Raw genomic sequence first — 22959 nt, 5'->3', positions numbered from 1 at the left:
GATGCTGGAAGTGGATGTAAACCGGCCATTATACCGGTTCAACACGCGCTATTGCGGCGCAGCGACAGCGGATCCTTGCCGAAAACTCAACGCAAGACGAGGTCGAGCACAGGTTTTTCGCCGTTTTCGGCGCAGCGCTCGTTCACTTCCTCGGCGCAGGCGCGCAGCGCTTCGAGGATTTCCGGCGCCGCCCGGCGCAGTTCGCCGGCATGCGCCAGCTCGATTCGCAGCACCTCGTCCGGGCCGAGCGCAAAGCGGGTCATGCCGTCATCGTCGCGCAGGCCGGACAGGCAGTCGATCCAGGCGTCCATGTTGCCGCCGTAGAAACCGGGGAATCCGAACGCCGTCCTGCATTCGGCGTGGAAGGCGTGCCAGTCGCCGAGGCGGCGGCCGTCGAGGGTGACCGTGGGCATGCTACTTGTCCTTGACGTCGGTGACGAAGCCGAGCCTGGTCATGCCGTTGTTCTGCGCGGCGGCCATGACCTGGGCGATGATTTCATAGCGCGTGGCCTTGTCCGCGCGCAGTTGCAGTTCCGGCTGCGGATTCTTCTGTGCCTGCTGCGCCAGGCGCGGACCGAGGTCCTTCTGGTCGACCGGGTCGTTGTTCCAGAAGATCCGGCCGTCGCCGTCGATCGACAGCGTGATCGTCTCCGGCTTCTGCGGCGCCGCCGCCGACGGTGCGTCAGGCAGGTCGAGCTTGATCGCGTGGGTAAACAGCGGCGCGGTAATGATGAAGATAACCAGTAGTACCAGCATAACGTCGACCATCGGTGTGACGTTAATGTCCGACATCGGCGCCTGCTGCTTGTTGTCGTTGAATCCGCCGAAAGCCATGTTATTTCCCCACGCGAGAGCCGGTGGTGAGGAAGGCGTGCAGGTCGTGCGCGAACGCGTCCAGCTCCGCCAGCGTGACGCGGTTGACCCGGGTAAACGCGTTATAGGCGAGCACCGCCGGAATCGCGACGACCAGGCCGAGCGCCGTCATGATCAGCGCCTCTCCGACCGGGCCGGCCACCTTGTCGATCTGCACCGTGCCGGCGGACGAGACCGCGACCAGCGCATGATAGATGCCCCAGACGGTGCCGAACAGGCCGACGAAGGGCGCGGTCGAGCCGACCGAGGCAAGCAGCGTGAGGCCGTTTTCCAGCCGCGCGGAAACGCGGTTGATCTCCCGGCGCAGGGTGCGCGTGATCAGCTCGCCCGGGTCGATGCTGGCGTTGAGCGAGCCGGCCTGCGCGGTGACGTTCGCGGCCTCCGCGCCTTGCGCCGCAAGCGGTGCGAATACGTTTTCACTGTCGGCATCGCGCACGACCGCGATCGCGTCGTTGAGCGTCGGCGCCTTCCAGAATCCATCAAGGGCGCCGGCGCTGCGGCGGATGCGCCAGGAACTCCAGGCCTTGGAAAAGATGTAGTACCAGCTGGCTACCGACATCAAAAGCAGCAGGTAGGCCACGGCATGCGTGACGGCATCCCCTTGAGCCCAGTAATGTGCAAAGCCGAGTGTTTGATTCATGGCGGTGAATGCTTTCTTCCTAGTTCGTCAACCTGAATGCGACGGGGAGTTCGATCGTTGCCGGCACGGGAGCGCCGTTGGCGGTGGCGGGCCGGAACGCGAGCGACTTCGCCATCGCGACGGCGGCCTTGTCCAGTACCGGATTGCCGCTCGCTTCCTTCAATTCTACATTCTCGGCGCGGCCGTCTTTCGATATGCCGACTTTCAGCACCACGCGCCCCTCGTCGCCCAGCTTCCGCGATACGCTTGGATACCATTTTTCGGTCTGGGTGGCGAGATAGGATGGATCGACATAGGCGTCCGACCTGGAAGCCGGCGGCGCAGCCGGCGCGGCGGCCCGCGGAGCTTGCGCCGGCGCCGCGGCCTGCGGCGGGAACGGCACTGGAGCCGGTGTCAGGGCGGCGGCGGGAGGTGCGGGTGCGGGGACAGGCGCCGCCTCCGGCGCCGGCGTTCTTGCTGCCGGCCGCGGGGACGGTGCAGCCGCTTGCGCTTCGGGCCGGGCGCTGGGCTGCGGCCGGGCAGCCGGCGGCGGCGCTGCCGGCTGCGGCACCGGCAGCACGGCGGGCGCCGGCGGCGGCTGCTTCAGCAAGTCGACCTTCAGCGGCTCCGGCGGCACCGGCGGTTCAGGCGCGTCCGGCAGCGCCGCCACCACGGCGGCAATCAGGGCCGCATGCAGCAGCAAGGTCGCGACGGCGGCGATGAGGGGCGGCACGTACTTCATGCAGGGCAGGGAAGTGGCCGGAGCGGACGGTCATTTCAAACCGAGCACATCCTGCATGTCGTACAAGCCGGTCTTCTTGTCGGCGAGGAAGCGGGCGGCGCGCAGGCTGCCCTGCGCATAGCTGAAGCGGCTGGACGACTTGTGGCTGATCTCGATCCGCTCGCCGATGCCGGCGAACAGCACGGTGTGGTCGCCGACGATGTCGCCGCCGCGGATGGTCGCGAAACCGATCGACGACGGGTCGCGTTCGCCGGTCACACCTTCACGCGCATACACCGCGACATCATCCAGCTCGCGGCCGAGCGCCGACGCGATCACCTCGCCCATCTTGAGCGCAGTGCCGGACGGCGCATCGACCTTGTGGCGGTGATGCGCTTCGATGATTTCGATGTCGTAGCCGTGGGAAAAGCTCTTCGCCGCCATTTCCAGCAGCTTCAGAGTGACGTTCACGCCCACGCTCATGTTGGGCGCGAACACCACCGCGGTCTTTTGCGCGGCGGCGGCGATCGCGGCCTTGCCGGCGTCGTCGAAACCGGTGGTTCCGATGATCATCTTCACGCCATGCGCCGCACAGTATTCAAGGTGCTCGAGCGTGCCTTCCGGCCGCGTGAAGTCGATCAGGAATTCGGCGCCCGCGAGTCCTTTTGCAAGGTCGGACTCGATCATCACCCCGGCCGGCTTGCCGAGGAAGGCGGCGGCGTCGCCGCCGATGGCGGGCGAAGCGGCAATATCGAGCGCGCCGGCAAGGACTGCGTCCTCGGCGTTCTGCACGGTTTCGATCAGCATGCGGCCCATGCGGCCGGATGCGCCGGCCACGGCAATTTTCAGTTGGGTCATGAGGTGCTTGTGATTACTTGCCGTTCTGCGTTGCGGAGCCGGCGATATAGTCGAGATATTCCTGTTCGGTGGGCAGCGTGTCGCCCTCGATGTTGACCAGGCGGTTGTCCTTGAAGTGAGCCGTCACGCGGCTGGTGATGACTTCACCCGTGCGTTTTTTCAGGCGGAACACGTAATCCCAGCGGTTGGCGTGGAACATGTCGGTCAGCAACGGCGTGCCGAGCACGAAGCGCACCTGCTCCGGGGTCACCCCTTCGCTGCGCTGCATGCTTTCCTTGAGCTGGGCCACCATTTCGCGGGAAATGAAGTTGCCCTGCTGGATGTCGACCCGGTAGGGTGTCAGGAATCCGAGGAAGCGCTGCACGCCGGTCGGCGCGGTCGTGGTCACGCCGCTCGCGGTGTCGGCCGCCTTGGCGGTGCCGGCGGCTGCCGCTGGCTCGTCGATCAGGGGATTCTTGCTGGCGCAACCCGCAACGCAGGCAAGCACGCAGAGCGCCGCCAGGAAAGCCGGGCGGAAGGTGCTGGAGGGCGACAATCGCATAAAGGGTCTCAATTCGTTGAGCAATCAGGCCAAAACGCTATATGATAAAGCACATAACGTGAATCCGACCAACAACATGCCGTCCAATACTCCTACCGATCTGAAGGCGAGCGGCCTGAAGGCGACGCTGCCGCGGCTAAAGATCCTGGAAATCTTCCAGAACAGCCAGGTACGCCACCTCAGCGCCGAAGACGTCTACAAGATCCTGCTTACCGAAAACATGGATGTCGGACTGGCAACCGTTTACCGCGTGCTCACGCAGTTCGAACAGGCCGGTCTGCTGCACCGGAATCATTTCGAAACCGGCAAGGCGGTGTTCGAACTGAACCAGGGCTCGCACCACGACCACCTGGTTTGTCTCGACTGCGGCAGGGTCGAGGAATTTTTCGACGAAGAAATCGAAAAGCGCCAGCAGCGGGTCGCGAAAGAGCGCGGCTTCGACATCTCGGAGCATGCACTGGCACTCTACGGCCATTGCACCAAAACCGATTGTCCGCATCGTCCCCGGTAATCCCCACTACTAAGTAGAAAGACGTATGAGGCGAAATGCCTTGGCGGTTGTAAAATGACCGCCAGGCATTTTTCTGCCGATTTCCCGGCTCCCCGAGCCGAAGCAATATAAGAATTGAATCCCCTGATGAGCGCCAAGTCCGAAACAAGAAGCTATCCGCGCAAGGTGTTGCGCTCGCGTGCGCGTATCGCGCTGCCCGGCAAGCCGACTATCCATGCCCAGACCGTCGACATCTCGCTCGGCGGCATTTGCGTAATGGTGACCGAGCAACTGCCCGTAGGACAAAGCTGCAACGTCGGCTTCGAAGCGCCGCTCAACGGCAGCATGGTGCGGGTCTTTGCGTCCGCCAAGGTCATCTACAGCATCCTGCGCGGCACCGACGGCTTTCGTACCGGCTTGCAGTTCGTGCAACTCGACGCCGCCAACAACAAGCTGCTCGCCGAAATCATGATCTGAGGCCGGACTGCCGGCGTTGCCTGACTTGCAGCATAAAGACCTGCCGCATTCTGCCGATAAGCCTGGAAACTGCAGGACGGGCAGTTTGGGTCGCTGTGGACCCGCATCGATGCCGTCGCAGGAGGTCGACTTGGATCAGAAAGCTGCCGAGCAGGCAATTGCCTGGGCACGCCGCCTCGCGGCCAGGAACAACGGCGCGCTACCCGAGTGGGGCGCGTACAAGGACCAGGTCAAGGCCTATTTGAACGATCCGTACAACATGCCGTTCAAGATCCCGCAGGATTACCAGTATGCGTATTTCCGGGTGAAGGGCATGAGCCACGCGGACGCGCTCGAACGGATGGGGTTGCAGTCGGGCGGCGGTCACCGCGGCAGGCATGAGCAGCAGCCGAAGCACAAGGATCGCTGGTGGAAATTCTGGTAGCGGCGCCGCGGCAGGCGGCCTGCGCAGGTCAGGCGCGCGCCGCGGTTTTCCGGCGCGCCGCAGGAATCAGGAATGGCTCAGCGCGTTCGACAGCAGCTTGGCGGTGATGTCAACGATCGGAATCACCCTCTCGTAGGCCATGCGCGTCGGGCCGATCACGCCCAGCGTGCCGACCACCTTGCCATTTACTTCATAGGGCGCGGTCACGATGCTCATCGCCTCGACCGGCACCAGCTGCGATTCGCCGCCGATGAAGATCTGCACGCCGGTTGCCTTGCTGGATACGTCCAGCAACTGCATCAGGCCGGTCTTCTGCTCGAACAGGTCGAACAGCTTGCGCAGCGAGGTCATGTTGGAGGCGAGGTCGGTCACGCTCAGCAGGTTGCGTTCGCCGGAAATGACGACGTCTTCCTCGTTTTCCGCCAACGCATCGCTGCCGGCTTCCACCGCGGCCTGCATCAGGCGCGTCATGTCGTCGCGCAGTTGCCGCAGCTCGTTTTGCAGGCGGCCGCGTACCTCGTCAAAGCCCAGGCCCGCGTAGTGCTGGTTGATGTAGTTCGCCGCCTGCACCAGTTGCGAAGGCGTGTAGTCGACGTCGGTCAGCAGCAGGCGGTTCTGCACGTCGCCGCCCGGCGTCACGATCACCAGCAGGATGCGCTTCTCGGACAGCCGCAGGAATTCGACCTGCTGGAACACCGATTCATGCCGCGGCGTCATCACCACGCCCGCAAACTTCGACAGCGAGGACAGCATCTGCGCCGCGTTCGAAATGATCTTCTGCGGCGACGCCTTCTGCAGGCCCGGCTGCAGCCTGGATTCGACCGTGGTTTCGTCAAGCGGCTGCACCGTCAGCAGGGTGTCGACGAACAGGCGGTAGCCGCGCGGCGTCGGAATCCGTCCGGCGGAGGTGTGCGGGCTGCAGACGAAGCCCATTTCCTCCAGGTCGGCCATGATGTTGCGGATGGTCGCGGGCGACAGGTCCAGACCGGAAATTTTGGACAGCGCGCGCGAACCTACCGGTTGGCCGTCGGCAATATACCGTTCGACCAGGGCCTTGAGCAGGGTTTGGGCACGGGAATCGAGTTGCATAGGGTTATTTTAGCGAGCCGGGTCTGCCGGTGCCAGTGCCGGACGTCACTCCACTCTTGACTGTTGTCAGAGCTTTACCGTCCTGCCGTCAAGCCATTGCTCCAGTTCATACAAATTCGAAAAAATCGCCTCCGGTTTCACGTGCGGCGGCAGTTTGCGCGCCGGTTCCAGCTCGGCACGGTTGACCCATACGCTGCGCAAGCCCGCCTTTTGCGCGCCTTCGACGTCGAGCAGCGGATCGTCGCCGACGTACAGGGTTTCGGATGCCGCCACGCCCAGCGCTTCGCATGCCGCGAGGAAAATCTCCGGCGCGGGCTTCGCGTACCCCGTGCGGTAGGCTGCCATCGAAGTGCGGAACAAATGAGCGAGTCCGATCGCATGCAGGTCCGCCACCCCGTTCGACACCGAGCCGAGCGCGACGCGTTCCTGCAGGCGCTGCAACGCAGGCAACACATCCTCGAACAGCGTGACTTCATTGCGCGCTTTCGAAAACACCTCCATTGCGCAGTCCACCAGCGCTGGATCCGCCCCCGCCTCGACGAAGGCTTCGGTCAGCACCGTGCGGCGCAGCACCCGCAAGTCGAGCTGGTAGACCGGGTCGCTTGCCATCAGCTCTTGCCGGCGCGCGCGCATGCCGTCGATGCTCACCCGCCGCGCCACGTCCGGCACGTTGTCGGCCAGCCAGGCGTACATCAGGTTTTCTGCGCGCCGGAGCACCGGCACGATCGGCCACAAGGTATCGTCGAGATCGAAGAGAACAGCCTTGATAAGGGACATATGGGATCTGCCGGGTTGGTTTCAATGCCTGTAACGGCGCGCTAAATTATGGTCTAATCTGCTGCATGTTGCCTTCCAAGCCATTTGCCGGGTCCCTTGCCTTCAAGACAGTTGCCATCATCGGCAAGTACATGGCCGCCGGTATCGAACAGTCATTGTCCGACATTGCCGGATTCCTCGCCAAGTCCGGCTACCGCGTCGTGCTCGAGGCGGAGACCGCGCAAAGCGTGTCCCTTCCCGGCGTGCCGGCGATGACGCCCGCCGAGATCGGGCAGCATGCGGACGTCGCCATCGTCGTCGGCGGCGACGGTACGATGCTCGGCATCGCGCGCCAGCTCGCGCCCTACGACGTGCCGCTGATCGGCATCAACCAGGGCCGGCTCGGCTTCATGACCGACATCCCGCAGGAGGGCATGATCCAGGTGCTGGCCGACATGCTTGGCGGGAAGCTCGACCATGAACAGCGCTCGCTGCTCGAGGGTTCGGTGCTGCGCGACGGCGAACCGATCTTCCATGCGCTCGCGTTCAACGACGTGGTTGTCGCGCGCGGCGCGACAACCGGCATGGCGGAGCTGAAGGTCGAGGTCGATGGCCACTTCATGTACAACCAGCGCTCGGACGGATTGATCATTTCCACGCCGACCGGTTCCACCGCCTATGCCTTGTCGTCCGGCGGCCCCTTGCTCCATCCCAGCCTGTCGGGCATCGTGCTGGTGCCGATCGCGCCGCACGCGCTGTCGAACCGGCCGATCGTGATTCCCGACAGTTGCACCATCATGGTCGAGATCATGGGCGGGCGCGACATCAGCGTCAACTTCGACATGCAGTCGCTGGCCAGCCTGCAGCATCACGACCGCATCTTCATCCGGCGTTCCGCGCACGCCATCACCTTCCTGCATCCGCAAGGATGGAGCTACTACGACACGCTGCGCGAAAAGCTGCACTGGAACGAGTATCCGTCGGTGGCGGGGAAGTTAAAATAACAAGCTGTTTTTGCCATCACGCCAAGTCCTACATGCTTCGCACACTTTCCATTCGCGATTTTGTGATCGTTGATTCGATCGAACTCGAGTTCGCGCCCGGTTTTACGGTCTTCACCGGTGAAACCGGCGCCGGCAAGTCGATCCTGATCGATGCGCTGGCGCTGGCGCTCGGCGGCCGCGGCGACGCCAGCGTGGTACGCGAGGGGGCGGCCAAGACCGACATCACCGCCGAGTTCGGCACGCATGACGAGGCCGACGCCTGGCTGGAGGCGCATGAATTCGCCAATGACGAAGGCTGCGTGCTGCTGCGCCGCGTGATCGACAATGCCGGCCGTTCCAAGGCCTTCATCAACGGGATCACCGCCACTGCCGCGCAATTGCGCGAACTCGGCGAAATGCTGGTCGACATCCATGGCCAGCATGCGCACCAGTCGCTGCTAAAAACCGATGCGCAGCGCCTGCTGCTCGACAGCCAGGCCGGCCTGCTCGAGCAGGCGCGCGCCGTGGCGGCCGCGCATAAGGCGTGGCGCGCGCTGGCGCGGCAACGCGAGGAATTCGAAGCCAATGCGAAAAACGTGCTGCTGGAGCGCGAGCGCCTCGAATGGCAGGTCGGCGAACTGGAAAAGCTCGCGGCCAAGCCGGGCGAGTGGACCGAGATCAGCAACGAGCACAGCCGGCTCGCGCACGCCGCCAGCCTGATCGAGGGTGCGCAGGAGGCGCTGGATGCGATTTCGGAATCCGATGCCAACCCGATGCTGTCGCAGCTTTCCGCGCTGACCCAGAAGCTTGGCAAGCTGGCCGACATCGACGCCGCATTGAAGCCGGTGGTCGACGTGCTCGAACCGGCGCGCATCCAGCTGCAGGAAGCGGTGTATGCGTTGAATGATTATCTCGGGCGGGTCGAGCTCGACCCGGAACGGCTGCGCGAAGTGGAGGCCCGCCTCGACGCGATCCACTCGACCGCGCGCAAGTTCCATGTGGCGCCGGAGAACCTGCCGCAGGAATATGAATCGCTGTCGGCGCAGCTGCGTCAGCTGGCCGACGCCACCGACCTCGATGCGATGCGCGCGCAGGAGGACAAGCTCAAGGCGGCCTACGTGGCCGAGGCGGAAAAACTCTCGAAGGCGCGCGCGAAGGCCGCCAAGGCGCTCGGCGGCGCCGTCACTGCCGCGATGCAGGACCTGAGCATGGCCGGCGGCCGCTTCGAAGTGGCATTGCATCCCTGCGAACCGGCGAGCTACGGCATGGAACAGGTGGAATTCCTGGTCGCCGCGCACGCCGGCACTTCCGCGCGGCCGCTGGCCAAGGTGGCGTCGGGCGGCGAACTGGCGCGCATCTCGCTGGCAATCTCGGTGATTACCTCCACCGCCACCGTCACGCCCACGCTGATCTTCGACGAAGTCGACAGCGGCATCGGCGGCGCCGTGGCCGAAGTGGTGGGGCGCCTGCTCAAGCGCCTCGGCCAGGACCGCCAGGTCTTGTGCGTTACCCACCTGCCGCAGGTTGCAAGCCAGGCGAACCAGCATTACCAGGTCAGCAAGCGCAGCGCCGAAGGGCGCACCTTGTCCCACATCGATGCGCTCGACGCCAAGGCCCGCGTCGAGGAAATCGCCCGCATGCTGGGCGGACTCGAGATCACCGCGACCACGCGCAAGCACGCGCGCGAGCTGCTGGCCTCGTGACCACAGACTTCAAGGATATTCAGACATCATGCGCCCCCATCCGGAACCGCCGCACACCCACGGCACACTGGCCAGAACTGCTGTCGTGCTGGTCAACCTGGGCAGCCCCGACGAGCCCACGCCGTCCGCGGTGCGCCGCTACCTCAAGCAATTTCTGTGGGATCCGCGCATGGTCGAGATCCCGCGGCCGGTGTGGTGGCTTATCCTGCACGGCGCGATCCTGCCGTTCCGTTCGTCCAAGTCGGCCGCCAAGTACGCGTCGGTCTGGACCAACGAAGGTGCGCCGCTGCTGACCCATACGCGCAAGCAGGTGATGCTGCTGCGCGGTGCGCTCGGCGAGCGCGGGCATGAGGTGACCGTCGTCCACGCGATGCGCTATGGCCAGCCGTCGCTGCCGGACGTACTGGACCAGCTCAAGGTCGAAGGCTGCGACCGCATCCTGATCCTGCCCGCCTATCCGCAGTATTCCGCAACGACCACCGCGTCGATCTTCGACGCCGCGTTCAGCCATTACAGCCGGGTGCGCAACGTGCCGGAGTTGCGCCTGGTCAAGCACTATCACGACCATGAAGGCTATATCCAGGCACTCAAGAAAACGGTGCTGGCCCATTGGGACCAGAACGGGCGCCCGGACAAGCTGGTGATGAGTTTTCACGGCGTGCCGAAGCGCACGCTGCTGCTGGGCGATCCCTATCACTGTGAATGCCAGAAGACCGGGCGCCTGCTGGCCGAGGCCCTGCGCCTGTCGCCCGAGCAGTACCTGGTGACCTTCCAGTCGCGCTTCGGCCGGGCCGAGTGGCTGCAGCCGTACACCGCACCGACGCTGGAAAAGCTGGCAAAGGAAGGCACGCGCCGCGTCGACGTGCTATGCCCCGGCTTTACCGGCGACTGCCTTGAAACGCTGGAGGAAATCGCGATGGAAGCCAGGGCGGATTTCCTCAAGGCCGGCGGCAAGGAATTCCACTATATTCCCTGCCTGAACGAGACACCGGACTGGATCGCGGCACTGGCCGAGATCGCCGAGCAGCACCTGGTCGGCTGGCCGACGATGCTCGCGCCGCAGATGCGCGACGATATGCGCCGCGACGCGGACCGCGCACGGGAACACGCGCTACAGCTGGGTGCGAAGAATTAAAATGACGCGCCGGCGTGCCCTCGGGCGTTGCGGCGCGCGCTCAATAGAGCGCAAGCACGTCGGCCTGGCAGATCCAGGCCGTGGCAAGCAGGCTGTAAGCGACTACAGACGCTGAAATCAATGGTAGTTTCATGATGGCACTCCTGCAATCGGACAAGGCTCGATTGCAATGTCTTCAAGGTCATCGTAGTACGCCTGCCGGAAAATAGAAGCCCCGGGAGGGGTAAAGTGTGTAACAAGGCTTTACGCCTTCCGTCACGATGCTGACGGATGGAAATCAGAAAATTCCCCTTGAAAAAGTCCGAGTAACCCTCATTTACAATGGCAATTACAGCTAAGCCATTGATTTTGGGGGACTTTTTGTGATGCACGATCAGGAAAAGATGCAAGACCAGGTGGAACAGGCGATCCCGCAGCCGCAGGATGCGGCTAGCGCGGAGCAGGCTGCACAGCCGAAATCGGTGCCCGGACTGGAAGAGCGTCTGGCCGCCGCCGAAGCCAAGGCATCGGAAATGCAGGATGCCTTCCTGCGGGCGAAGGCCGACACGGAAAACATCCGCCGCCGCGCCCAGGAAGACGTTGCCAAGGCGCATAAATTCGCCATTGAAAACTTTGCCGAAGCGCTGGTGCCGGTCAAGGACAGCCTGGAAATGGCGCTCAAGCTCGACACGCCGTCGGTGGATTCGCTCAAGGAAGGTGTGGAAATGACGCTCAAGCAGCTCAACGCCGCCTTCGAGCGCAACCGCCTGCTGGAAATCAACCCGGTCCCGGGCGAAAAGCTCGACCCGATGAAGCACCAGGCGATCTCGATGGTGCCGGCCGACCAGGAAGCCAATACCATCGTCACCGTACTGCAGAAGGGCTACCTCATCGCCGACCGGCTGTTGCGGCCCGCCCTTGTCACGGTGGCGCAATAAAAATCCAGAAAACGGCGGCAAAGATGCTTGAAAGCGGCACTTTGTTCCACATATACAACACATCGAAGAACTCTCGTTTTTAAAGGAACATCATCATGGGCAAGATCATTGGTATCGACCTGGGCACGACCAACTCCTGCGTCGCGATCATGGAGGGCGGTCAACCCAAGGTTATTGAAAACTCCGAAGGCTCCCGCACCACGCCTTCCGTCGTCGCTTATCAGGAAGACGGCGAAATCCTGGTCGGCGCGCCGGCAAAGCGCCAGGCGGTGACCAACCCGAAGAACACCCTGTATGCAGTCAAGCGCCTGATCGGCCGCAAGTTCCAGGAACAGGAAGTCCAGAAGGACATCAACCTGATGCCTTACCAGATCGTCAAGGCCGAAAACGGCGACGCCTGGGTGCAGGTGCGCGACAAGAAGCTCGCCGCGCAGCAGGTATCCGCTGAAGTCCTGCGCAAGATGAAGAAGACCGCCGAAGACTATCTCGGCGAGGAAGTGACCGAAGCCGTGATCACGGTGCCGGCCTACTTCAACGACGCGCAGCGCCAGGCGACCAAGGATGCCGGCCGCATCGCCGGCCTGGATGTGAAGCGCATCATCAACGAGCCGACCGCGGCCGCGCTCGCGTTCGGCCTGGACAAGAGCGGCAAGGGCGACCGCAAGATCGCCGTGTATGACCTGGGCGGCGGCACCTTCGACATCTCCATCATCGAGATCGCCGACGTCGACGGCGAAATGCAGTTCGAAGTGCTGTCCACCAACGGCGACACCTTTCTCGGCGGCGAAGACTTCGACCAGCGCCTGATCGACTACATCATCGACGAGTTCAAGAAGATCAACGGCCTCGACCTGTCGAAGGACCCGATCGCGCTGCAGCGCATCAAGGCTTCGGCCGAGCGCGCGAAGATCGAGCTGTCGTCCTCGCAGCAGACCGAGATCAACGAGCCGTACATCGCGATGGTCAACGGCGCGCCGGTCCACCTGAACATGAAGATTACCCGCGCCAAGCTGGAATCGCTGGTCGAGGAGCTGATCGAGCGCACCATCGAGCCCTGCCGCATCGCGATCAAGGATGCCGGCGTGAAGGTGTCCGACATCCAGGACGTGATCCTGGTCGGCGGCATGACCCGCATGCCGAAGGTGCAGGAAAAAGTGAAGGAATTCTTTGGCAAGGAGCCGCGCAAGGACGTCAACCCGGACGAGGCCGTGGCCGTCGGCGCCGCGATCCAGGGTTCCGTGCTGTCGGGCGACCGCAAGGACCTGCTGCTGCTGGACGTGACCCCGCTGTCGCTGGGCATCGAAACCCTGGGCGGCGTGATGACCAAGATGATCCAGAAGAACACCACGATCCCGACCAAGTTCAGCCAGGTGTTCTCGACCGCGGACGACAACCAGCCGGCGGTGACCATCAAGGTCTACCAGGGCGAGCGCGAGATGGCGACCGGCAACAAGCTCCTGGGCGAGTTCAACCTCGAAGGCATCCCGCCGGCACCGCGCGGCATTCCGCAGATCGAGGTGACCTTCGACATCGACGCCAACGGCATCCTGCACGTGAGCGCGAAGGACAAGGCTTCCGGCAAGGAAAACAAGATCACCATCAAGGCCAACTCCGGTCTGTCCGAGGAGGAAATCCAGAAGATGGTGAAGGACGCCGAGCTGTATGCGGACGAAGACAAGAAGCTGAAGGAACTGGCCGATGCGCGCAACCAGGGCGACGGGCTGGTACACTCGACCCGCAAGGCCCTGTCCGAGTACGGCGACAAGCTCGACGGCGGCGAAAAGGAAAAGATCGAATCCGCGATCAAGGACCTGGAAGAAGCCCTGAAGGGCAACGACAAGTCCGACATCGACGCCAAGGTCGCCGCGCTGTCGACCGCCGCGCAGAAGCTGGGTGAAAAGATGTATGCCGACGCCCAGGCGCAGCAGGCAGGCGCGGCCGGTGCCGCGGGTGCTGCCGGCGGCGCGGGTGCGGGTGCATCGGAAGCCAAGGCCAAGGAAGAGGACGTCGTCGACGCCGACTTCAAGGAAGTCAAGGACAAGTAATCACCCTTCGTCGCGGCCGCCGCCGCGACGGTCCCGCCGAGCCGATGCGATCGTCCAGATCCTCGACTCGGCGTTTTGCGTTTAGAAACAGGCCGACAACATGGCAAAGCGAGACTATTACGAAGTACTGGGCGTAGCGAAGAACGCTTCCGAGGACGAGATCAAGAAGGCGTATCGCAAGCTTGCGATGAAATACCATCCGGACCGCAATCCGGACAGCAAGGGCGCGGAAGAGAAATTCAAGGAGGCCAAGGAAGCCTACGAGATGCTCTCCGACGCGAGCAAGCGCGAAGCCTACGACCGTTACGGCCATGCCGGCGTCGACCCGAACATGGGCGGCGGCGGCTTCGGCGCGGGTGCCGGCGGCTTCGGCGGCGGGTTTTCGGATGCCTTCGGCGACATCTTCGGCGACATCTTCGGTCATGGCGCGCGTGGCGGCCGTTCCGGCCCTCAGGTGTACCGCGGCGCGGATTTGCGCTACAACCTGGAGGTCACGCTGGAGCAGGCGGCGCATGGCTACGACACCACGATCCGCGTGCCTTCCTGGGATGAGTGCGATACCTGCCACGGTTCCGGCGCCAAGCCGGGCAGCACGCCGACCACCTGCGGCACTTGCGGCGGGCAGGGCCAGGTGCGCATGCAGCAGGGTTTCTTCAGCATCCAGCAGACCTGCCCGAAGTGCCACGGCACCGGCAAGGTCATCCCGAACCCCTGCCCGAGCTGCAGCGGCGCCGGACGCATCAAGCGCAACAAGACGCTGGAAGTGAAGATCCCCGCCGGCATCGACGACGGCATGCGCATCCGCTCGTCCGGCAACGGCGAGCCGGGCATGAATGGCGGTCCGCCGGGCGACCTGTACGTGGAAATCCGCATCAAGCCGCACCCGGTGTTCCAGCGCGAAGGCGACGACCTGCATTGCGAAATTCCGGTGTCGTTTGCCAAGGCAGCGCTCGGCGGCGAGGTGGAAGTGCCTACGCTCAACGGCAAGGCTTCCTTCACGCTGCCCGAAGGCACGCAGTCCGGCAAGACCTTCCGGCTGCGCGGCAAGGGCATCAAGGGGGTGCGCTCCGGTTATGCCGGCGACCTGTTCTGCCACGTCGTGGTCGAAACGCCGGTCAAGCTCACCGAGCGCCAGAAGGAACTGCTGGCCGAATTCGAGCAGTTGACCAATGCTGGCGGCTCCAAGCATAGCCCGCAGAGCAAGTCGTGGAAGGACAAGGTCAAGGAGTTTTTCGAGTAAGTCCTCCGGATTCGTCCGCACCGGCAGAAAGCCGCCGGCCGTCAAGGCCTGCGGCTTTATTTTTTATCAAACTGCTCCGGTTTTAGAGTTGTCGCTCTAGTCTTTCTCTGGATAATGAAACGCCCGTGCTATTGCGATTCATCACTATTACTCTGGAGACAAAAATGAAGCTTGGCATTCGCCTTTCCCGCGCGCTCGGCCTCGTCGGCGTGACCGCAGCATTGTTCCTTGGGGCACCCGCCGGCGCCGCCGAAGTGGCCGGCGTAAAGCTCGACGAGGCTGTACGAATCGCCAACCAGGATCTGAAGCTCAACGGCGCCGGCATCCGCTACAAGGCGATCTTCAAGGTCTATGTTGCAGGCCTGTACCTTCCCGAGAAGAAGTCAACGGTTGCCGATGTGCTCAATGCAACCGGCCCGCGCCGCGTGTCGATCGTGCTGTTGCGGGATATCAGCAACGAGGAACTCGGGCGCGGCTTCATGTCGGGCATCCAGCAAAACCTGGACCGGACGGAAAAATCCAAGATCATCATGCAGTTGCAGAAGTTCGGCGAGATCTTCGCGTCGATCCCCGAAGCGAAGAAGGGCGATGTGCTGACCGTCGACTGGCTGCCCGGCTCCGGCACTGTGATCCAGCTGAACGGCAAGAGGATTTCCGACGTCCTGCCGGATATCGCCTTCTACAATGCGATCCTGAAAATCTGGCTCGGCGACAAGCCGATCGATACCAGGCTCAAGCCGGCGATGCTGGGCGAGAAGCCCGAAGAAATGCCCCGCGGTAACGTTTGATTCCTTCCGGCCGGCGGTTCCCACCGGCCGTCCGTTCCCGCCTTTTAGCGGACGGCAATACTGTCATCTGTATAATGCCGCGGTGCCCTTCGCACCGCCGCATTCGCCACCGCCGTCCACTGCAGCAGCTTCCTGCATGATCGGCGCTGATCATCCGCGATCACTGGCTCAACGTGTCGAGGGCTGAGACCCACTACGACTTCGACTGATCGAGATGACAGAACCCGACAAGAATTCCGTGACGCTGGAACACCTGTTCCGCAATAACCAGGACTGGGCCGCTGCGATGGTTGCGCAGGATCCTGAGTTTTTCCGCAAGCTGGCCGGCCAGCAGTCGCCGGAGTATCTGTGGATAGGCTGCGCCGACAGCCGCGTGCCGGCGAATGAAATCGTCAATCTGCTGCCGGGCGAACTCTTCGTCCACCGCAACATCGCCAACGTCGTCGTCCATACCGACCTGAACTGCCTGTCGGTGCTGCAGTTCGCGATTGAAGTGCTGGGGGTGAAGCATGTGATCGTCTGCGGCCATTATGGCTGCTCCGGCGTGCATGCGGCGCTTGCGCGCCGGCGCGTCGGCCTGGCCGACAACTGGCTGCGTCATGTGCAGGACGTGCACCAGAAGCATGAGCGTTATCTCGGCGATTCGCTGCCACTCGGCGTCAAGCAGGACCGGCTGTGCGAATTGAACGTGCTGGAGCAGGTGGTCAACGTCTGCCAGACGACCATCGTGCAGGACGCGTGGGAGCGCGGGCAGGCGCTCACGATCCACAGCTGGATTTACGGGTTGAAGGACGGCAGGCTGCGCGACCTCGGCCTGACCGTCAGTCACGCGGAAGAGCTGGCGGCAAAGCTGCCGCAGAGCCTGGCGCGTTACGAGGACAAGGGGTAGGCAGGAGGGCAGGCCCGGACGGGCGCGGTCGGTGCTTTGCTCAGCGCAGGTCGTTTCGGCGGGTTCTGCTGCACTCGACTTTGTGCAGCCCCACCCACCCTACAGCCCTTTATTTTTATCTGGACGCGCTACTAGTAGATCATCCAGATGATTTTGATGACTACAGGACCGTAGGGTGGGTAGAGCGCAGCGAAACCCACCGTTTGGGCTACTTCCGCCGAAACGCATGGCGGGTTTCGCTTGCGCTCTACCCACCCTACAACCCTTTATTTTTATCTGGACGCGCTACTAGAAGCAGTGCTCCGCCGCCGGGAACGACTTGTCCTTCACCGCCGCGATATACGCGCGGATCGCGGCTTCGATGCTGGTCTGGCCATCCATGAAGTTCTTCACGAAGCGCGCCTTGCGGCCGGGGAAGACGCCCAGCATGTCATGCATTACCAGCACCTGGCCCGAGCAATCCGGGCCGGCGCCGATGCCGATGGTCGGCATCGCGAGCAACTCGGTGACTTCCTTGCCGAGCGCGGTCGGGATCGCTTCCAGCACCAGGATCGATGCGCCGGCTTCCTGCAGCACCAGTGCATCCGCCTTCAGCTTTTCCGCGCCCTCGGTCGTCTTGCCCTGTACCTTGAAGCCGCCCAGCTGGTGCACCGACTGGGGTGTGAGGCCCAGGTGGGCGCATACCGGCACCGCGCGCTCGGTCAGGAAACGCACGGTGTCGGCCAGCCACGCGCCGCCTTCCAGCTTGACCATCTGCGCGCCGGCCTGCATCAGCTTGACCGCATTGTCGAATGCCGCTTGCGGCGTCGCGTAGGTGCCGAAGGGCATGTCGGCAATCAGCAGGGCGGTCTGGTTGCCGCGCGCCACCGAGGCGGTGTGGTAGGCGATATCATCCAGCGTCACCGGCAGGGTGGAGCTGTGGCCCTGGCAGACATTGCCGAGGGAGTCGCCGACCAGCAATACATCGACACCGCAGCGGTCCATCAACGCGGCGAAGCTCGCGTCATAGCAGGTCAGCATGGCGATTTTGTCGCCCGCGTTGCGCATCGCCAGCAGCGACGGCACGGTAACCGCCTTGCTGCGCACGCCATCTTGCAGATATCCCGACATAGTCATTCCCCAATATTGAAAAATTCCCGCTTGCCGCGCATTTCTCCGATGCGCCTGACCAGCAGGTGAAAGTCCTCTTCGCGTCCGACCGGATTCAGGTTTTCGGTATTGACGATCAGGAGCGGCGAGGCGTCGTAATGATAAAAGAAACGGCTGTAACTTTCACAAAGACGGTAGAGGTACAGTTCGGAAATGCCGGCTTCCATCGCGATGCCGCGCTTCTTCACGCGCTCGACCAGGGTCTCGGGCTGCGCCTGCAGGTAGATCACGAGGTCGGGCACCGCCGCCTGCGGCCGCAGGTGGCTGTACAGCTGCTGGTACAGGTTCAGCTCGTCGTCCCCCAGCGTGAGCCGGGCGAAGATCGGGTCCTTGTCGAGCAGGAAGTCGGCAACCACGCGCGCGTCGAACAGGTCGGTTTGCGCCATGTCGCGCAACTGGTTCATGCGCTGGAACAGGAAAAACATCTGCGCCGGCAGTGCGTAGCGCGACGGGTCGCGGTAGAACTTTTCGAGGAAAGGATTCTCCTGCGGCAGTTCCAGCAGCGTCTGCGCGCCGAAGGTATCGGCCAGCTTGCGGGCGAGGGTGGTCTTGCCGGCGCCGATCGGCCCCTCGACGACAATGTATTTGTACCGGTCCAGGCTCATGAGCGGAAGATGAAATAGACGGCGCCGACCAGGCACAGGCCGGCCCAGACGTAGTCGAGCTTGAAGGGCTGGTTCATGTAGATCATTGCGAACGGCACGAACACGGTGAGCGTGATCGCTTCCTGCATGATCTTGAGCTGCGCCAGGCTGAGTTCGGTGTAGCCGATGCGGTTGGCCGGCACCTGCAGCAGGTATTCGGCCAGCGCGATCGTCCAGCTCACCAGCGCCGCGACCCACCACGGCTTGCTGGCAAGGTTCTTCAGGTGGCCGTACCACGCGATGGTCATGAAAACGTTGGCCACGGTCAGCAAACCCAGGGTTTGCACGATGACGGGGACTTGCATAGGGGATGATCAGATCTTGCGGATGGACTGCCCGGCAACGGCGGGCACGAAGGCGTGCGCCGGGCCTTGTCCGGGAATGGAGATCAGCGGATCGAGCTGCAGCAGGGGGATCAGCACGAAAGCGCGTTCCGTCAGGCGCGGATGCGGCACGGTCAGCGATGCCGACGCGATGCGCGCTTCGCCGTACAGCAGGATGTCGAGGTCGAGCGTGCGCGGCGCGTTGCGGTAGGGCCGCTCGCGGCCGAAATCCTGTTCGATCGCATGCAGGGCCTGCAGCAGGTCGGCCGGGGCGAGTTCGGTGTCGATGCGCACGACCGCATTGACGTAATCATCCCCGCCCGCGTCCACCGGCGCCGTGGAAAACAGGCTGGACTGGCCGGCAAGACGGGATCCGGGCAGGGCGGCGAGCAGCGCAATCGCGCGCCGCACCGCGTCCTGCGCATCGCCCAGGTTGGCGCCGATGCCGATGTAGGCCGGCGTCCTGCCCGTCTTCATTCCAGGCTGCCTTCCGCCGGCACCGCCTTGCTCCTGCTGCGTCCGGCGCGGCGCCGGCGCTTTTTCGGCGCCTGTCCTTCGCCTTCCGTCTTCGGCTTGCGTGCCAGCAGTTCCTCGCGGCCAGGACCGTCGGCAGCGATGAAATCGGTCCACCACTGGCCGACCTCCGGATCGAGCTCGCCGGATGCGCAGCGCAGCAGCAGGAAGTCGTAGCCGGCGCGCATGCGCAGGTGTTCCAGCAGCTTGTACGGCGACTTGCCGGTGCGGCGTTCGAAGCGCGGCTGCATTGCCCAGATGTCGCGCATGTCGGTGGCGATGCGCCGCTGCAGCGCCAGCTTTTCGGTCTGGGTGTTGAGCACGTCGTCGGCGGCAAGGTGCAGCGCGGGGATCGGGAATTCGCCCGCCGCCTTGTACGCATTCCATTTTTCCAGCACCTGGTGCCAGAGCAGGGAGGCGAACAGGAAGCCGGGCGACACGCCCTTGCCCTGGCGCACGCGATCGTCGGTGTTTTCCAGCGCGAGGGTGACGAATTTCTCGCCCAGCGGCTGTTCCAGCACCACATCGAGCAGCGGCAGCAGCCCGTGATGCAGGCCTTCCTTGCGCAGCTGCTGCAGGCAGGCCAGCGCATGGCCGCTCATCAGCAGCTTGAGCATTTCGTCGAATACCCGGGCGGCCGGCACGTTGTTAATCAAGGGCGCCATCACCTCGATCGGTTCGCGCGTGGCGGGATCGATGGTGAAGCCGAGCTTGGCGGCGAACCGCACCACGCGCAGCAGGCGCACCGGGTCTTCGCGGTAGCGCGCTTCCGGCACGCCGATGATGCGCAGGGTCCGGTTGCGGATGTCGGCGATGCCCTGGTGGTAGTCGAGCACCGCCTGGCTGGCCGGGTCGTAGTACATCGCGTTGATCGTGAAGTCGCGCCGCACCGCATCCTCGTGCTGCTCGCCGAAGGTGTTGTCGCGCAGCACGCGGCCGTGTTCGTCCTTGGGCGCATTGTCGGCGGAGGCGCCGCGGAAGGTGGTGACCTCGATGATCTCCTGGCCGAACATCACGTGCACGATCTGGAAACGCTTGCCGATGATGAAGGCGCGGCGGAACAGGCGCTTCACCTGTTCCGGCGTCGCATTGGTCGCCACGTCGAAATCCTTCGGCTTCACGCCGAGCAGCAGGTCGCGCACCGCGCCGCCGACGACGAAGGCCTTGAAGCCGTTTTCCTGCAGCGTCTGCGTCACGCGCACGGCATTGGGTGACAGCAGCGTCGGATCGATGCCGTGCTCCTGCGGCCCGAGCACGACGGGCTGGTTGGGCGCTTCTTCTTTTTTCTTGCCGCCAAGTATGCGCTTGATAAACTTTTTAATCATCGAACAGTGTCAGGATGGGCCAGCCTTGCGCTTGTGCATGCGCTTTGAGCAAGGCGTTCGGGTTGGTGGCAACCGGGTGGGTGACCGTGGAGAGCAGGGGGATGTCGTTCTGCGAGTCGCTGTAGAAGTAACTGCGGTCGAAGCTGGACAGCGTCCTGCCCTGGCCGGCCAGCCAGCGTTCGGTATGGATGACCTTGCCGGGACCGGAAGTGGGGATGCCGACCAGCTTGCCGGTGATCTCGCCGTCGGCGGTGGTTTCGGGTTCGGCCGCGATCAGGGTCGCCACGCCGAATGCCTGCGCGATCGGCTCGGTCACGAACTTGTTGGTGGCGGTGATGATCGCGACTTCGTCGCCGGCGTCCTGGTGACGCTTCACCAGGTCCTGCGCCACCGGACGCACGCCGGGAAGGACGACTTCATCCATGAACTGGCGGCGCCATTCGTCCAGCTGCCGGCGCGGGAATTGCGCGAGGGTGCCGAGCGCGAATTCCAGGTATTCCACCGGATCGAGCGTGCCGGCCTCGTACTGCGCATAGAAGTCGGCATTGCGCCGCGCGAATTCCACGGCATCGACGGCGCCGATGCGGACCAGGAATTGCCCCCATTCGTAGTCCGAATCGAGCGGGATCAGGGTATGGTCAAGATCGAATAAAGCGAGATTCATTATGCCTTCGGTTCACCTTCGAGTTGCAGCAGGCTGCGCAGCAGGGGCAGCGTGATCGGCCGTTGCGTCTCCAGCGAATATTGGTCGAGCGCGTCGAGCATGGCCGACAGCGACCGCATATCCCTGCGGTAATGCGTGATCAGATAGGGTAACACGCCGGGCGACAATGTTATGCCCCGGGCTTGCGCGGCGTGGGTCAGCGCGGCGATTTTTTCGTCATCGGTGAGCCCCTTCACTTGGTAGATCAGGCCCCAGCCGAGCCGGGTACGCAGGTCTTCCCGCAGCGCCAGGCCGGCCGGCGGCTTGTCGCCGGCGCTCACCAGCAGCGCGCCGTTTTCGCGCGCCTGGTTGAACAGGCCGAAGGCGGCGATCTGCATGTCCGGCGAAAGCAGCTGGCAGTCGTCCATCAGGTAGAGGTCGATGCCGTGGTCGAACAGGTACTCCCGTTCCGGGGCGCCGGCCGGGATGTAGCGCGCGCGCGCATCCGTTGCCAGCGCGCGCAGCAGGTGGGTCTTGCCGGCGCCGGCCTCGCCCCACAGGTAGACGAAGCGTTCGCCCGGCGGGCGCGGGGCGCGCTGCGCAAACTGCTGCAGCAGCTGGGCCAGCTCCGCATTGTGTCCGACGACGAAGGTTTCCAGGGTCTGCGGTTTTTCCGCGCCCAGGTCGAGCAGCATTTGCCTCATGACTGACGATAGAAACTGCTGTTGATGTATTGGATGCGCAGGTGGGCCAGCGCAACCGCGAGAATGGCCGATGCCGGCAGCGCCAGCAGCACGCCGGCGAAGCCGAACAGATGGCCGAAGGCGAGCAGCGCGAAGATCACGGTCAGCGGATGCAGGCCGATCCGCTCGCCCACCAGGCGCGGCGTGAGGATGAAGCTCTCGATGACCTGGCCGGCGCCGTAGATCCCGGCCACCAGCGCCAGGCCGTGCGCGCCTTCGAACTGCAGCACCGCGGCGACCAGCGCCAGGATCAGGCCGAGCCCGAAGCCGATATAGGGGATGAAGGCCAGCAGGCCGGTGACCACGCCGACCGGCACCGCGACGTCGAAGCCGGCCAGGCCAAGCGCCGCCGAGTAGTATACCGACAGTGCCAGCATCACCGCGAGCTGGCCGCGCAGGTACTGCGCCAGCAGCCCGTCCGTCTCCCGGCCGAAGGCCGTGACTTCGCCGACCCAGCGCCTCGGAATCATGTTCTGCAGGCGCCGCAGCGCCGCATGCCAGTCTAGAAGCAGGTAGAACAGCGCGATCGGGATCAGCGACAGGGTCGCGATCCAACCGAGCACGGCGGCGCTGCCCACCTTGGCCGATGCCAGCACCGAACTCCAGATTTCATCGCCGCTGGTGGCGACATATTGCGTCACCATGCGCCGGATGCCGGCCTCATCCAGCCGGACATTGATGCCGAGGCTGCGCAGCTTCGGCGCCAGGAAGGCGTTGAGCCGGGAGAGTCCGGCGGGAATCTGTTCCTGCAGCATCGGAATCTGCTTTTGCATGATCGGCAAGACCACCAGGATCAGCGCCAGCACGGCGGCCAGCAGCAACAGCATGACCAGCAGCACGGCCAGCCAGCGCGGCGCATACAGCCGGCCGAAGCGTTTCGATGACAACCAGTCAACAGCGGGGTTGAGCGCATAGGCCAGGATGCCGGCAGCGATGAACGGGGCCAGCACCGGCCCGAGGCAGGCCAGGAGCGCCACCAGTATCAGCCCGACCGCGAGCCACAATAAGGTCTGTTTCTGCTCCGGATTCAAAGAAAATGGCATGGATCGGCAGGTTGGACGGGTCGGGTTT

At 63.8% G+C, this 22959-nt stretch carries 27 protein-coding genes; 11 read left to right on the top strand and 16 right to left on the bottom strand.

Going from position 1 to position 22959, the window contains the following annotated elements; all coding sequences use genetic code 11:
• Window positions 1–86: 86 nt before the first annotated feature.
• The 6 genes from VEC01_RS03420 to VEC01_RS03395 are packed head-to-tail and all read right to left on the bottom strand — an operon-like array spanning window position 87 to window position 3612.
• Window positions 87–413: a barstar family protein gene (locus VEC01_RS03420; RefSeq protein WP_324898771.1), complete on the bottom strand. Its 327-nt coding sequence runs from the start codon at window positions 411–413 to the stop codon at window positions 87–89.
• 1 nt (window position 414) lies between these two features.
• Window positions 415–834, bottom strand: a complete 420-nt coding sequence (locus VEC01_RS03415) for a biopolymer transporter ExbD (RefSeq protein ID WP_324898769.1) — start codon at window positions 832–834, stop codon at window positions 415–417.
• A gap of 1 nt (window position 835) precedes the next feature.
• The gene (locus tag VEC01_RS03410) at window positions 836–1513 is read right to left on the bottom strand and encodes a MotA/TolQ/ExbB proton channel family protein (RefSeq protein WP_324898767.1); all 678 of its coding nucleotides are present in this window, start codon (window positions 1511–1513) and stop codon (window positions 836–838) included.
• A gap of 19 nt (window positions 1514–1532) precedes the next feature.
• A complete protein-coding gene (locus VEC01_RS03405; protein ID WP_324898766.1) occupies window positions 1533–2225 on the bottom strand; it encodes an energy transducer TonB in 693 nt (230 codons plus the stop codon).
• A 39-nt stretch (window positions 2226–2264) separates the two neighbouring features.
• Window positions 2265–3071, bottom strand: coding sequence for a 4-hydroxy-tetrahydrodipicolinate reductase (gene dapB, locus VEC01_RS03400; RefSeq protein WP_324898764.1), 807 nt, complete (start codon window positions 3069–3071; stop codon window positions 2265–2267).
• A 13-nt stretch (window positions 3072–3084) separates the two neighbouring features.
• Entirely contained in the window at window positions 3085–3612 is a 528-nt protein-coding gene (locus tag VEC01_RS03395; RefSeq protein ID WP_324898762.1) for an outer membrane protein assembly factor BamE, read from the bottom strand.
• Window positions 3613–3688: 76 nt separating this feature from the next.
• Between VEC01_RS03395 and fur the strand changes: the two genes are divergently transcribed.
• From fur to VEC01_RS03380, 3 genes are all read left to right on the top strand, one after another.
• A complete protein-coding gene (gene fur, locus VEC01_RS03390) occupies window positions 3689–4123 on the top strand; it encodes a ferric iron uptake transcriptional regulator (protein ID WP_324898797.1) in 435 nt (144 codons plus the stop codon).
• A 126-nt stretch (window positions 4124–4249) separates the two neighbouring features.
• A complete protein-coding gene (locus VEC01_RS03385; RefSeq protein WP_324898760.1) occupies window positions 4250–4579 on the top strand; it encodes a PilZ domain-containing protein in 330 nt (109 codons plus the stop codon).
• A 130-nt stretch (window positions 4580–4709) separates the two neighbouring features.
• Entirely contained in the window at window positions 4710–5003 is a 294-nt protein-coding gene (locus VEC01_RS03380) for a hypothetical protein (RefSeq protein ID WP_324898758.1), read from the top strand.
• A 66-nt stretch (window positions 5004–5069) separates the two neighbouring features.
• Here VEC01_RS03380 and hrcA read toward each other — a convergent pair whose 3' ends face one another.
• Window positions 5070–6092 (bottom strand): heat-inducible transcriptional repressor HrcA, encoded by a 1023-nt coding sequence (gene hrcA / locus VEC01_RS03375; protein ID WP_324898756.1) that lies wholly within the window; start codon window positions 6090–6092, stop codon window positions 5070–5072.
• Between the two features lie 66 nt (window positions 6093–6158).
• Window positions 6159–6869, bottom strand: coding sequence for an HAD family hydrolase (locus VEC01_RS03370; RefSeq protein WP_324898754.1), 711 nt, complete (start codon window positions 6867–6869; stop codon window positions 6159–6161).
• Window positions 6870–6934: 65 nt separating this feature from the next.
• Here VEC01_RS03370 and VEC01_RS03365 point away from each other — a divergent pair, with 65 nt between their 5' ends.
• The 8 genes from VEC01_RS03365 (at window position 6935) to can (ending at window position 16548) form a co-directional block, all read left to right on the top strand.
• Window positions 6935–7852, top strand: coding sequence for an NAD kinase (locus tag VEC01_RS03365; protein ID WP_324898752.1), 918 nt, complete (start codon window positions 6935–6937; stop codon window positions 7850–7852).
• A gap of 32 nt (window positions 7853–7884) precedes the next feature.
• A complete protein-coding gene (gene recN / locus VEC01_RS03360; RefSeq protein WP_324898750.1) occupies window positions 7885–9534 on the top strand; it encodes a DNA repair protein RecN in 1650 nt (549 codons plus the stop codon).
• Between the two features lie 28 nt (window positions 9535–9562).
• Window positions 9563–10669, top strand: coding sequence for a ferrochelatase (hemH, locus tag VEC01_RS03355; protein WP_324898748.1), 1107 nt, complete (start codon window positions 9563–9565; stop codon window positions 10667–10669).
• A gap of 365 nt (window positions 10670–11034) precedes the next feature.
• Window positions 11035–11586 carry a nucleotide exchange factor GrpE gene (gene grpE, locus VEC01_RS03350; RefSeq protein ID WP_324898746.1) on the top strand — a complete coding sequence of 184 codons (552 nt, stop codon included), beginning with the start codon at window positions 11035–11037 and terminating at the stop codon, window positions 11584–11586.
• 95 nt (window positions 11587–11681) lie between these two features.
• Window positions 11682–13631, top strand: coding sequence for a molecular chaperone DnaK (gene dnaK, locus VEC01_RS03345; protein ID WP_324898744.1), 1950 nt, complete (start codon window positions 11682–11684; stop codon window positions 13629–13631).
• Window positions 13632–13731: 100 nt separating this feature from the next.
• The gene (gene dnaJ / locus VEC01_RS03340) at window positions 13732–14871 is read left to right on the top strand and encodes a molecular chaperone DnaJ (protein ID WP_324898742.1); all 1140 of its coding nucleotides are present in this window, start codon (window positions 13732–13734) and stop codon (window positions 14869–14871) included.
• A gap of 164 nt (window positions 14872–15035) precedes the next feature.
• Window positions 15036–15659, top strand: a complete 624-nt coding sequence (locus VEC01_RS03335) for a chalcone isomerase family protein (protein ID WP_324898740.1) — start codon at window positions 15036–15038, stop codon at window positions 15657–15659.
• Between the two features lie 214 nt (window positions 15660–15873).
• Window positions 15874–16548 (top strand): carbonate dehydratase, encoded by a 675-nt coding sequence (gene can, locus VEC01_RS03330; protein ID WP_324898738.1) that lies wholly within the window; start codon window positions 15874–15876, stop codon window positions 16546–16548.
• 288 nt (window positions 16549–16836) lie between these two features.
• On the opposite strand, the gene panB is transcribed toward can, so the two are convergent.
• From panB to VEC01_RS03290, 8 genes are read right to left on the bottom strand one after another with little or no spacing between them, the layout of a single operon-like run.
• On the bottom strand, window positions 16837–17658 hold the full coding sequence (panB, locus tag VEC01_RS03325; protein ID WP_324898736.1) for a 3-methyl-2-oxobutanoate hydroxymethyltransferase: 822 nt from the start codon (window positions 17656–17658) through the stop codon (window positions 16837–16839).
• A gap of 2 nt (window positions 17659–17660) precedes the next feature.
• A complete protein-coding gene (locus VEC01_RS03320) occupies window positions 17661–18302 on the bottom strand; it encodes a deoxynucleoside kinase (RefSeq protein WP_324898734.1) in 642 nt (213 codons plus the stop codon).
• Complete coding sequence (locus VEC01_RS03315; protein WP_324898732.1) at window positions 18299–18646, bottom strand: DMT family protein; 348 nt, start codon at window positions 18644–18646, stop codon at window positions 18299–18301. Before VEC01_RS03315 ends, VEC01_RS03320 begins: the two co-directional genes overlap by 4 nt.
• A gap of 9 nt (window positions 18647–18655) precedes the next feature.
• Complete coding sequence (gene folK / locus VEC01_RS03310; RefSeq protein ID WP_324898730.1) at window positions 18656–19141, bottom strand: 2-amino-4-hydroxy-6-hydroxymethyldihydropteridine diphosphokinase; 486 nt, start codon at window positions 19139–19141, stop codon at window positions 18656–18658.
• The gene (gene pcnB, locus VEC01_RS03305) at window positions 19138–20502 is read right to left on the bottom strand and encodes a polynucleotide adenylyltransferase PcnB (RefSeq protein ID WP_324898728.1); all 1365 of its coding nucleotides are present in this window, start codon (window positions 20500–20502) and stop codon (window positions 19138–19140) included. Before pcnB ends, folK begins: the two co-directional genes overlap by 4 nt.
• The gene (locus VEC01_RS03300) at window positions 20495–21166 is read right to left on the bottom strand and encodes an HAD family hydrolase (protein WP_324898726.1); all 672 of its coding nucleotides are present in this window, start codon (window positions 21164–21166) and stop codon (window positions 20495–20497) included. The genes pcnB and VEC01_RS03300 overlap by 8 nt, the downstream gene beginning before the upstream one ends.
• On the bottom strand, window positions 21166–21849 hold the full coding sequence (gene hda / locus VEC01_RS03295) for a DnaA regulatory inactivator Hda (protein WP_324898724.1): 684 nt from the start codon (window positions 21847–21849) through the stop codon (window positions 21166–21168). Before hda ends, VEC01_RS03300 begins: the two co-directional genes overlap by 1 nt.
• The gene (locus tag VEC01_RS03290; RefSeq protein ID WP_324898722.1) at window positions 21846–22931 is read right to left on the bottom strand and encodes an AI-2E family transporter; all 1086 of its coding nucleotides are present in this window, start codon (window positions 22929–22931) and stop codon (window positions 21846–21848) included. The genes hda and VEC01_RS03290 overlap by 4 nt, the downstream gene beginning before the upstream one ends.
• Window positions 22932–22959: the final 28 nt, after the last annotated feature.

The sequence above is a fragment of the Noviherbaspirillum sp. genome (genome assembly GCF_035627455.1).
Taxonomy (GTDB): Bacteria; Pseudomonadota; Gammaproteobacteria; order Burkholderiales; family Burkholderiaceae_D; genus Noviherbaspirillum.
This window is presented reverse-complemented; position numbering and strand designations above follow the sequence as displayed.

Coding starts and splice junctions, on each gene's coding strand:
- VEC01_RS03315 (WP_324898732.1), bottom strand. CDS start 18,646: ATGCAAGTCCCCGTCATCGTGCAAACCCTGGGTTTGCTGACCGTGGCC.
- dapB (WP_324898764.1), bottom strand. CDS start 3,071: ATGACCCAACTGAAAATTGCCGTGGCCGGCGCATCCGGCCGCATGGGC.
- hrcA (WP_324898756.1), bottom strand. CDS start 6,092: ATGCAACTCGATTCCCGTGCCCAAACCCTGCTCAAGGCCCTGGTCGAA.
- VEC01_RS03290 (WP_324898722.1), bottom strand. CDS start 22,931: ATGCCATTTTCTTTGAATCCGGAGCAGAAACAGACCTTATTGTGGCTC.
- grpE (WP_324898746.1), top strand. CDS start 11,035: ATGCACGATCAGGAAAAGATGCAAGACCAGGTGGAACAGGCGATCCCG.
- hda (WP_324898724.1), bottom strand. CDS start 21,849: ATGAGGCAAATGCTGCTCGACCTGGGCGCGGAAAAACCGCAGACCCTG.
- VEC01_RS03335 (WP_324898740.1), top strand. CDS start 15,036: ATGAAGCTTGGCATTCGCCTTTCCCGCGCGCTCGGCCTCGTCGGCGTG.
- fur (WP_324898797.1), top strand. CDS start 3,689: ATGCCGTCCAATACTCCTACCGATCTGAAGGCGAGCGGCCTGAAGGCG.
- VEC01_RS03385 (WP_324898760.1), top strand. CDS start 4,250: ATGAGCGCCAAGTCCGAAACAAGAAGCTATCCGCGCAAGGTGTTGCGC.
- dnaJ (WP_324898742.1), top strand. CDS start 13,732: ATGGCAAAGCGAGACTATTACGAAGTACTGGGCGTAGCGAAGAACGCT.
- hemH (WP_324898748.1), top strand. CDS start 9,563: ATGCGCCCCCATCCGGAACCGCCGCACACCCACGGCACACTGGCCAGA.
- VEC01_RS03320 (WP_324898734.1), bottom strand. CDS start 18,302: ATGAGCCTGGACCGGTACAAATACATTGTCGTCGAGGGGCCGATCGGC.
- can (WP_324898738.1), top strand. CDS start 15,874: ATGACAGAACCCGACAAGAATTCCGTGACGCTGGAACACCTGTTCCGC.
- VEC01_RS03370 (WP_324898754.1), bottom strand. CDS start 6,869: ATGTCCCTTATCAAGGCTGTTCTCTTCGATCTCGACGATACCTTGTGG.
- VEC01_RS03410 (WP_324898767.1), bottom strand. CDS start 1,513: ATGAATCAAACACTCGGCTTTGCACATTACTGGGCTCAAGGGGATGCC.
- folK (WP_324898730.1), bottom strand. CDS start 19,141: ATGAAGACGGGCAGGACGCCGGCCTACATCGGCATCGGCGCCAACCTG.
- dnaK (WP_324898744.1), top strand. CDS start 11,682: ATGGGCAAGATCATTGGTATCGACCTGGGCACGACCAACTCCTGCGTC.
- panB (WP_324898736.1), bottom strand. CDS start 17,658: ATGTCGGGATATCTGCAAGATGGCGTGCGCAGCAAGGCGGTTACCGTG.
- VEC01_RS03395 (WP_324898762.1), bottom strand. CDS start 3,612: ATGCGATTGTCGCCCTCCAGCACCTTCCGCCCGGCTTTCCTGGCGGCG.
- VEC01_RS03415 (WP_324898769.1), bottom strand. CDS start 834: ATGGCTTTCGGCGGATTCAACGACAACAAGCAGCAGGCGCCGATGTCG.
- VEC01_RS03420 (WP_324898771.1), bottom strand. CDS start 413: ATGCCCACGGTCACCCTCGACGGCCGCCGCCTCGGCGACTGGCACGCC.
- recN (WP_324898750.1), top strand. CDS start 7,885: ATGCTTCGCACACTTTCCATTCGCGATTTTGTGATCGTTGATTCGATC.
- pcnB (WP_324898728.1), bottom strand. CDS start 20,502: ATGATTAAAAAGTTTATCAAGCGCATACTTGGCGGCAAGAAAAAAGAA.
- VEC01_RS03365 (WP_324898752.1), top strand. CDS start 6,935: ATGTTGCCTTCCAAGCCATTTGCCGGGTCCCTTGCCTTCAAGACAGTT.
- VEC01_RS03300 (WP_324898726.1), bottom strand. CDS start 21,166: ATGAATCTCGCTTTATTCGATCTTGACCATACCCTGATCCCGCTCGAT.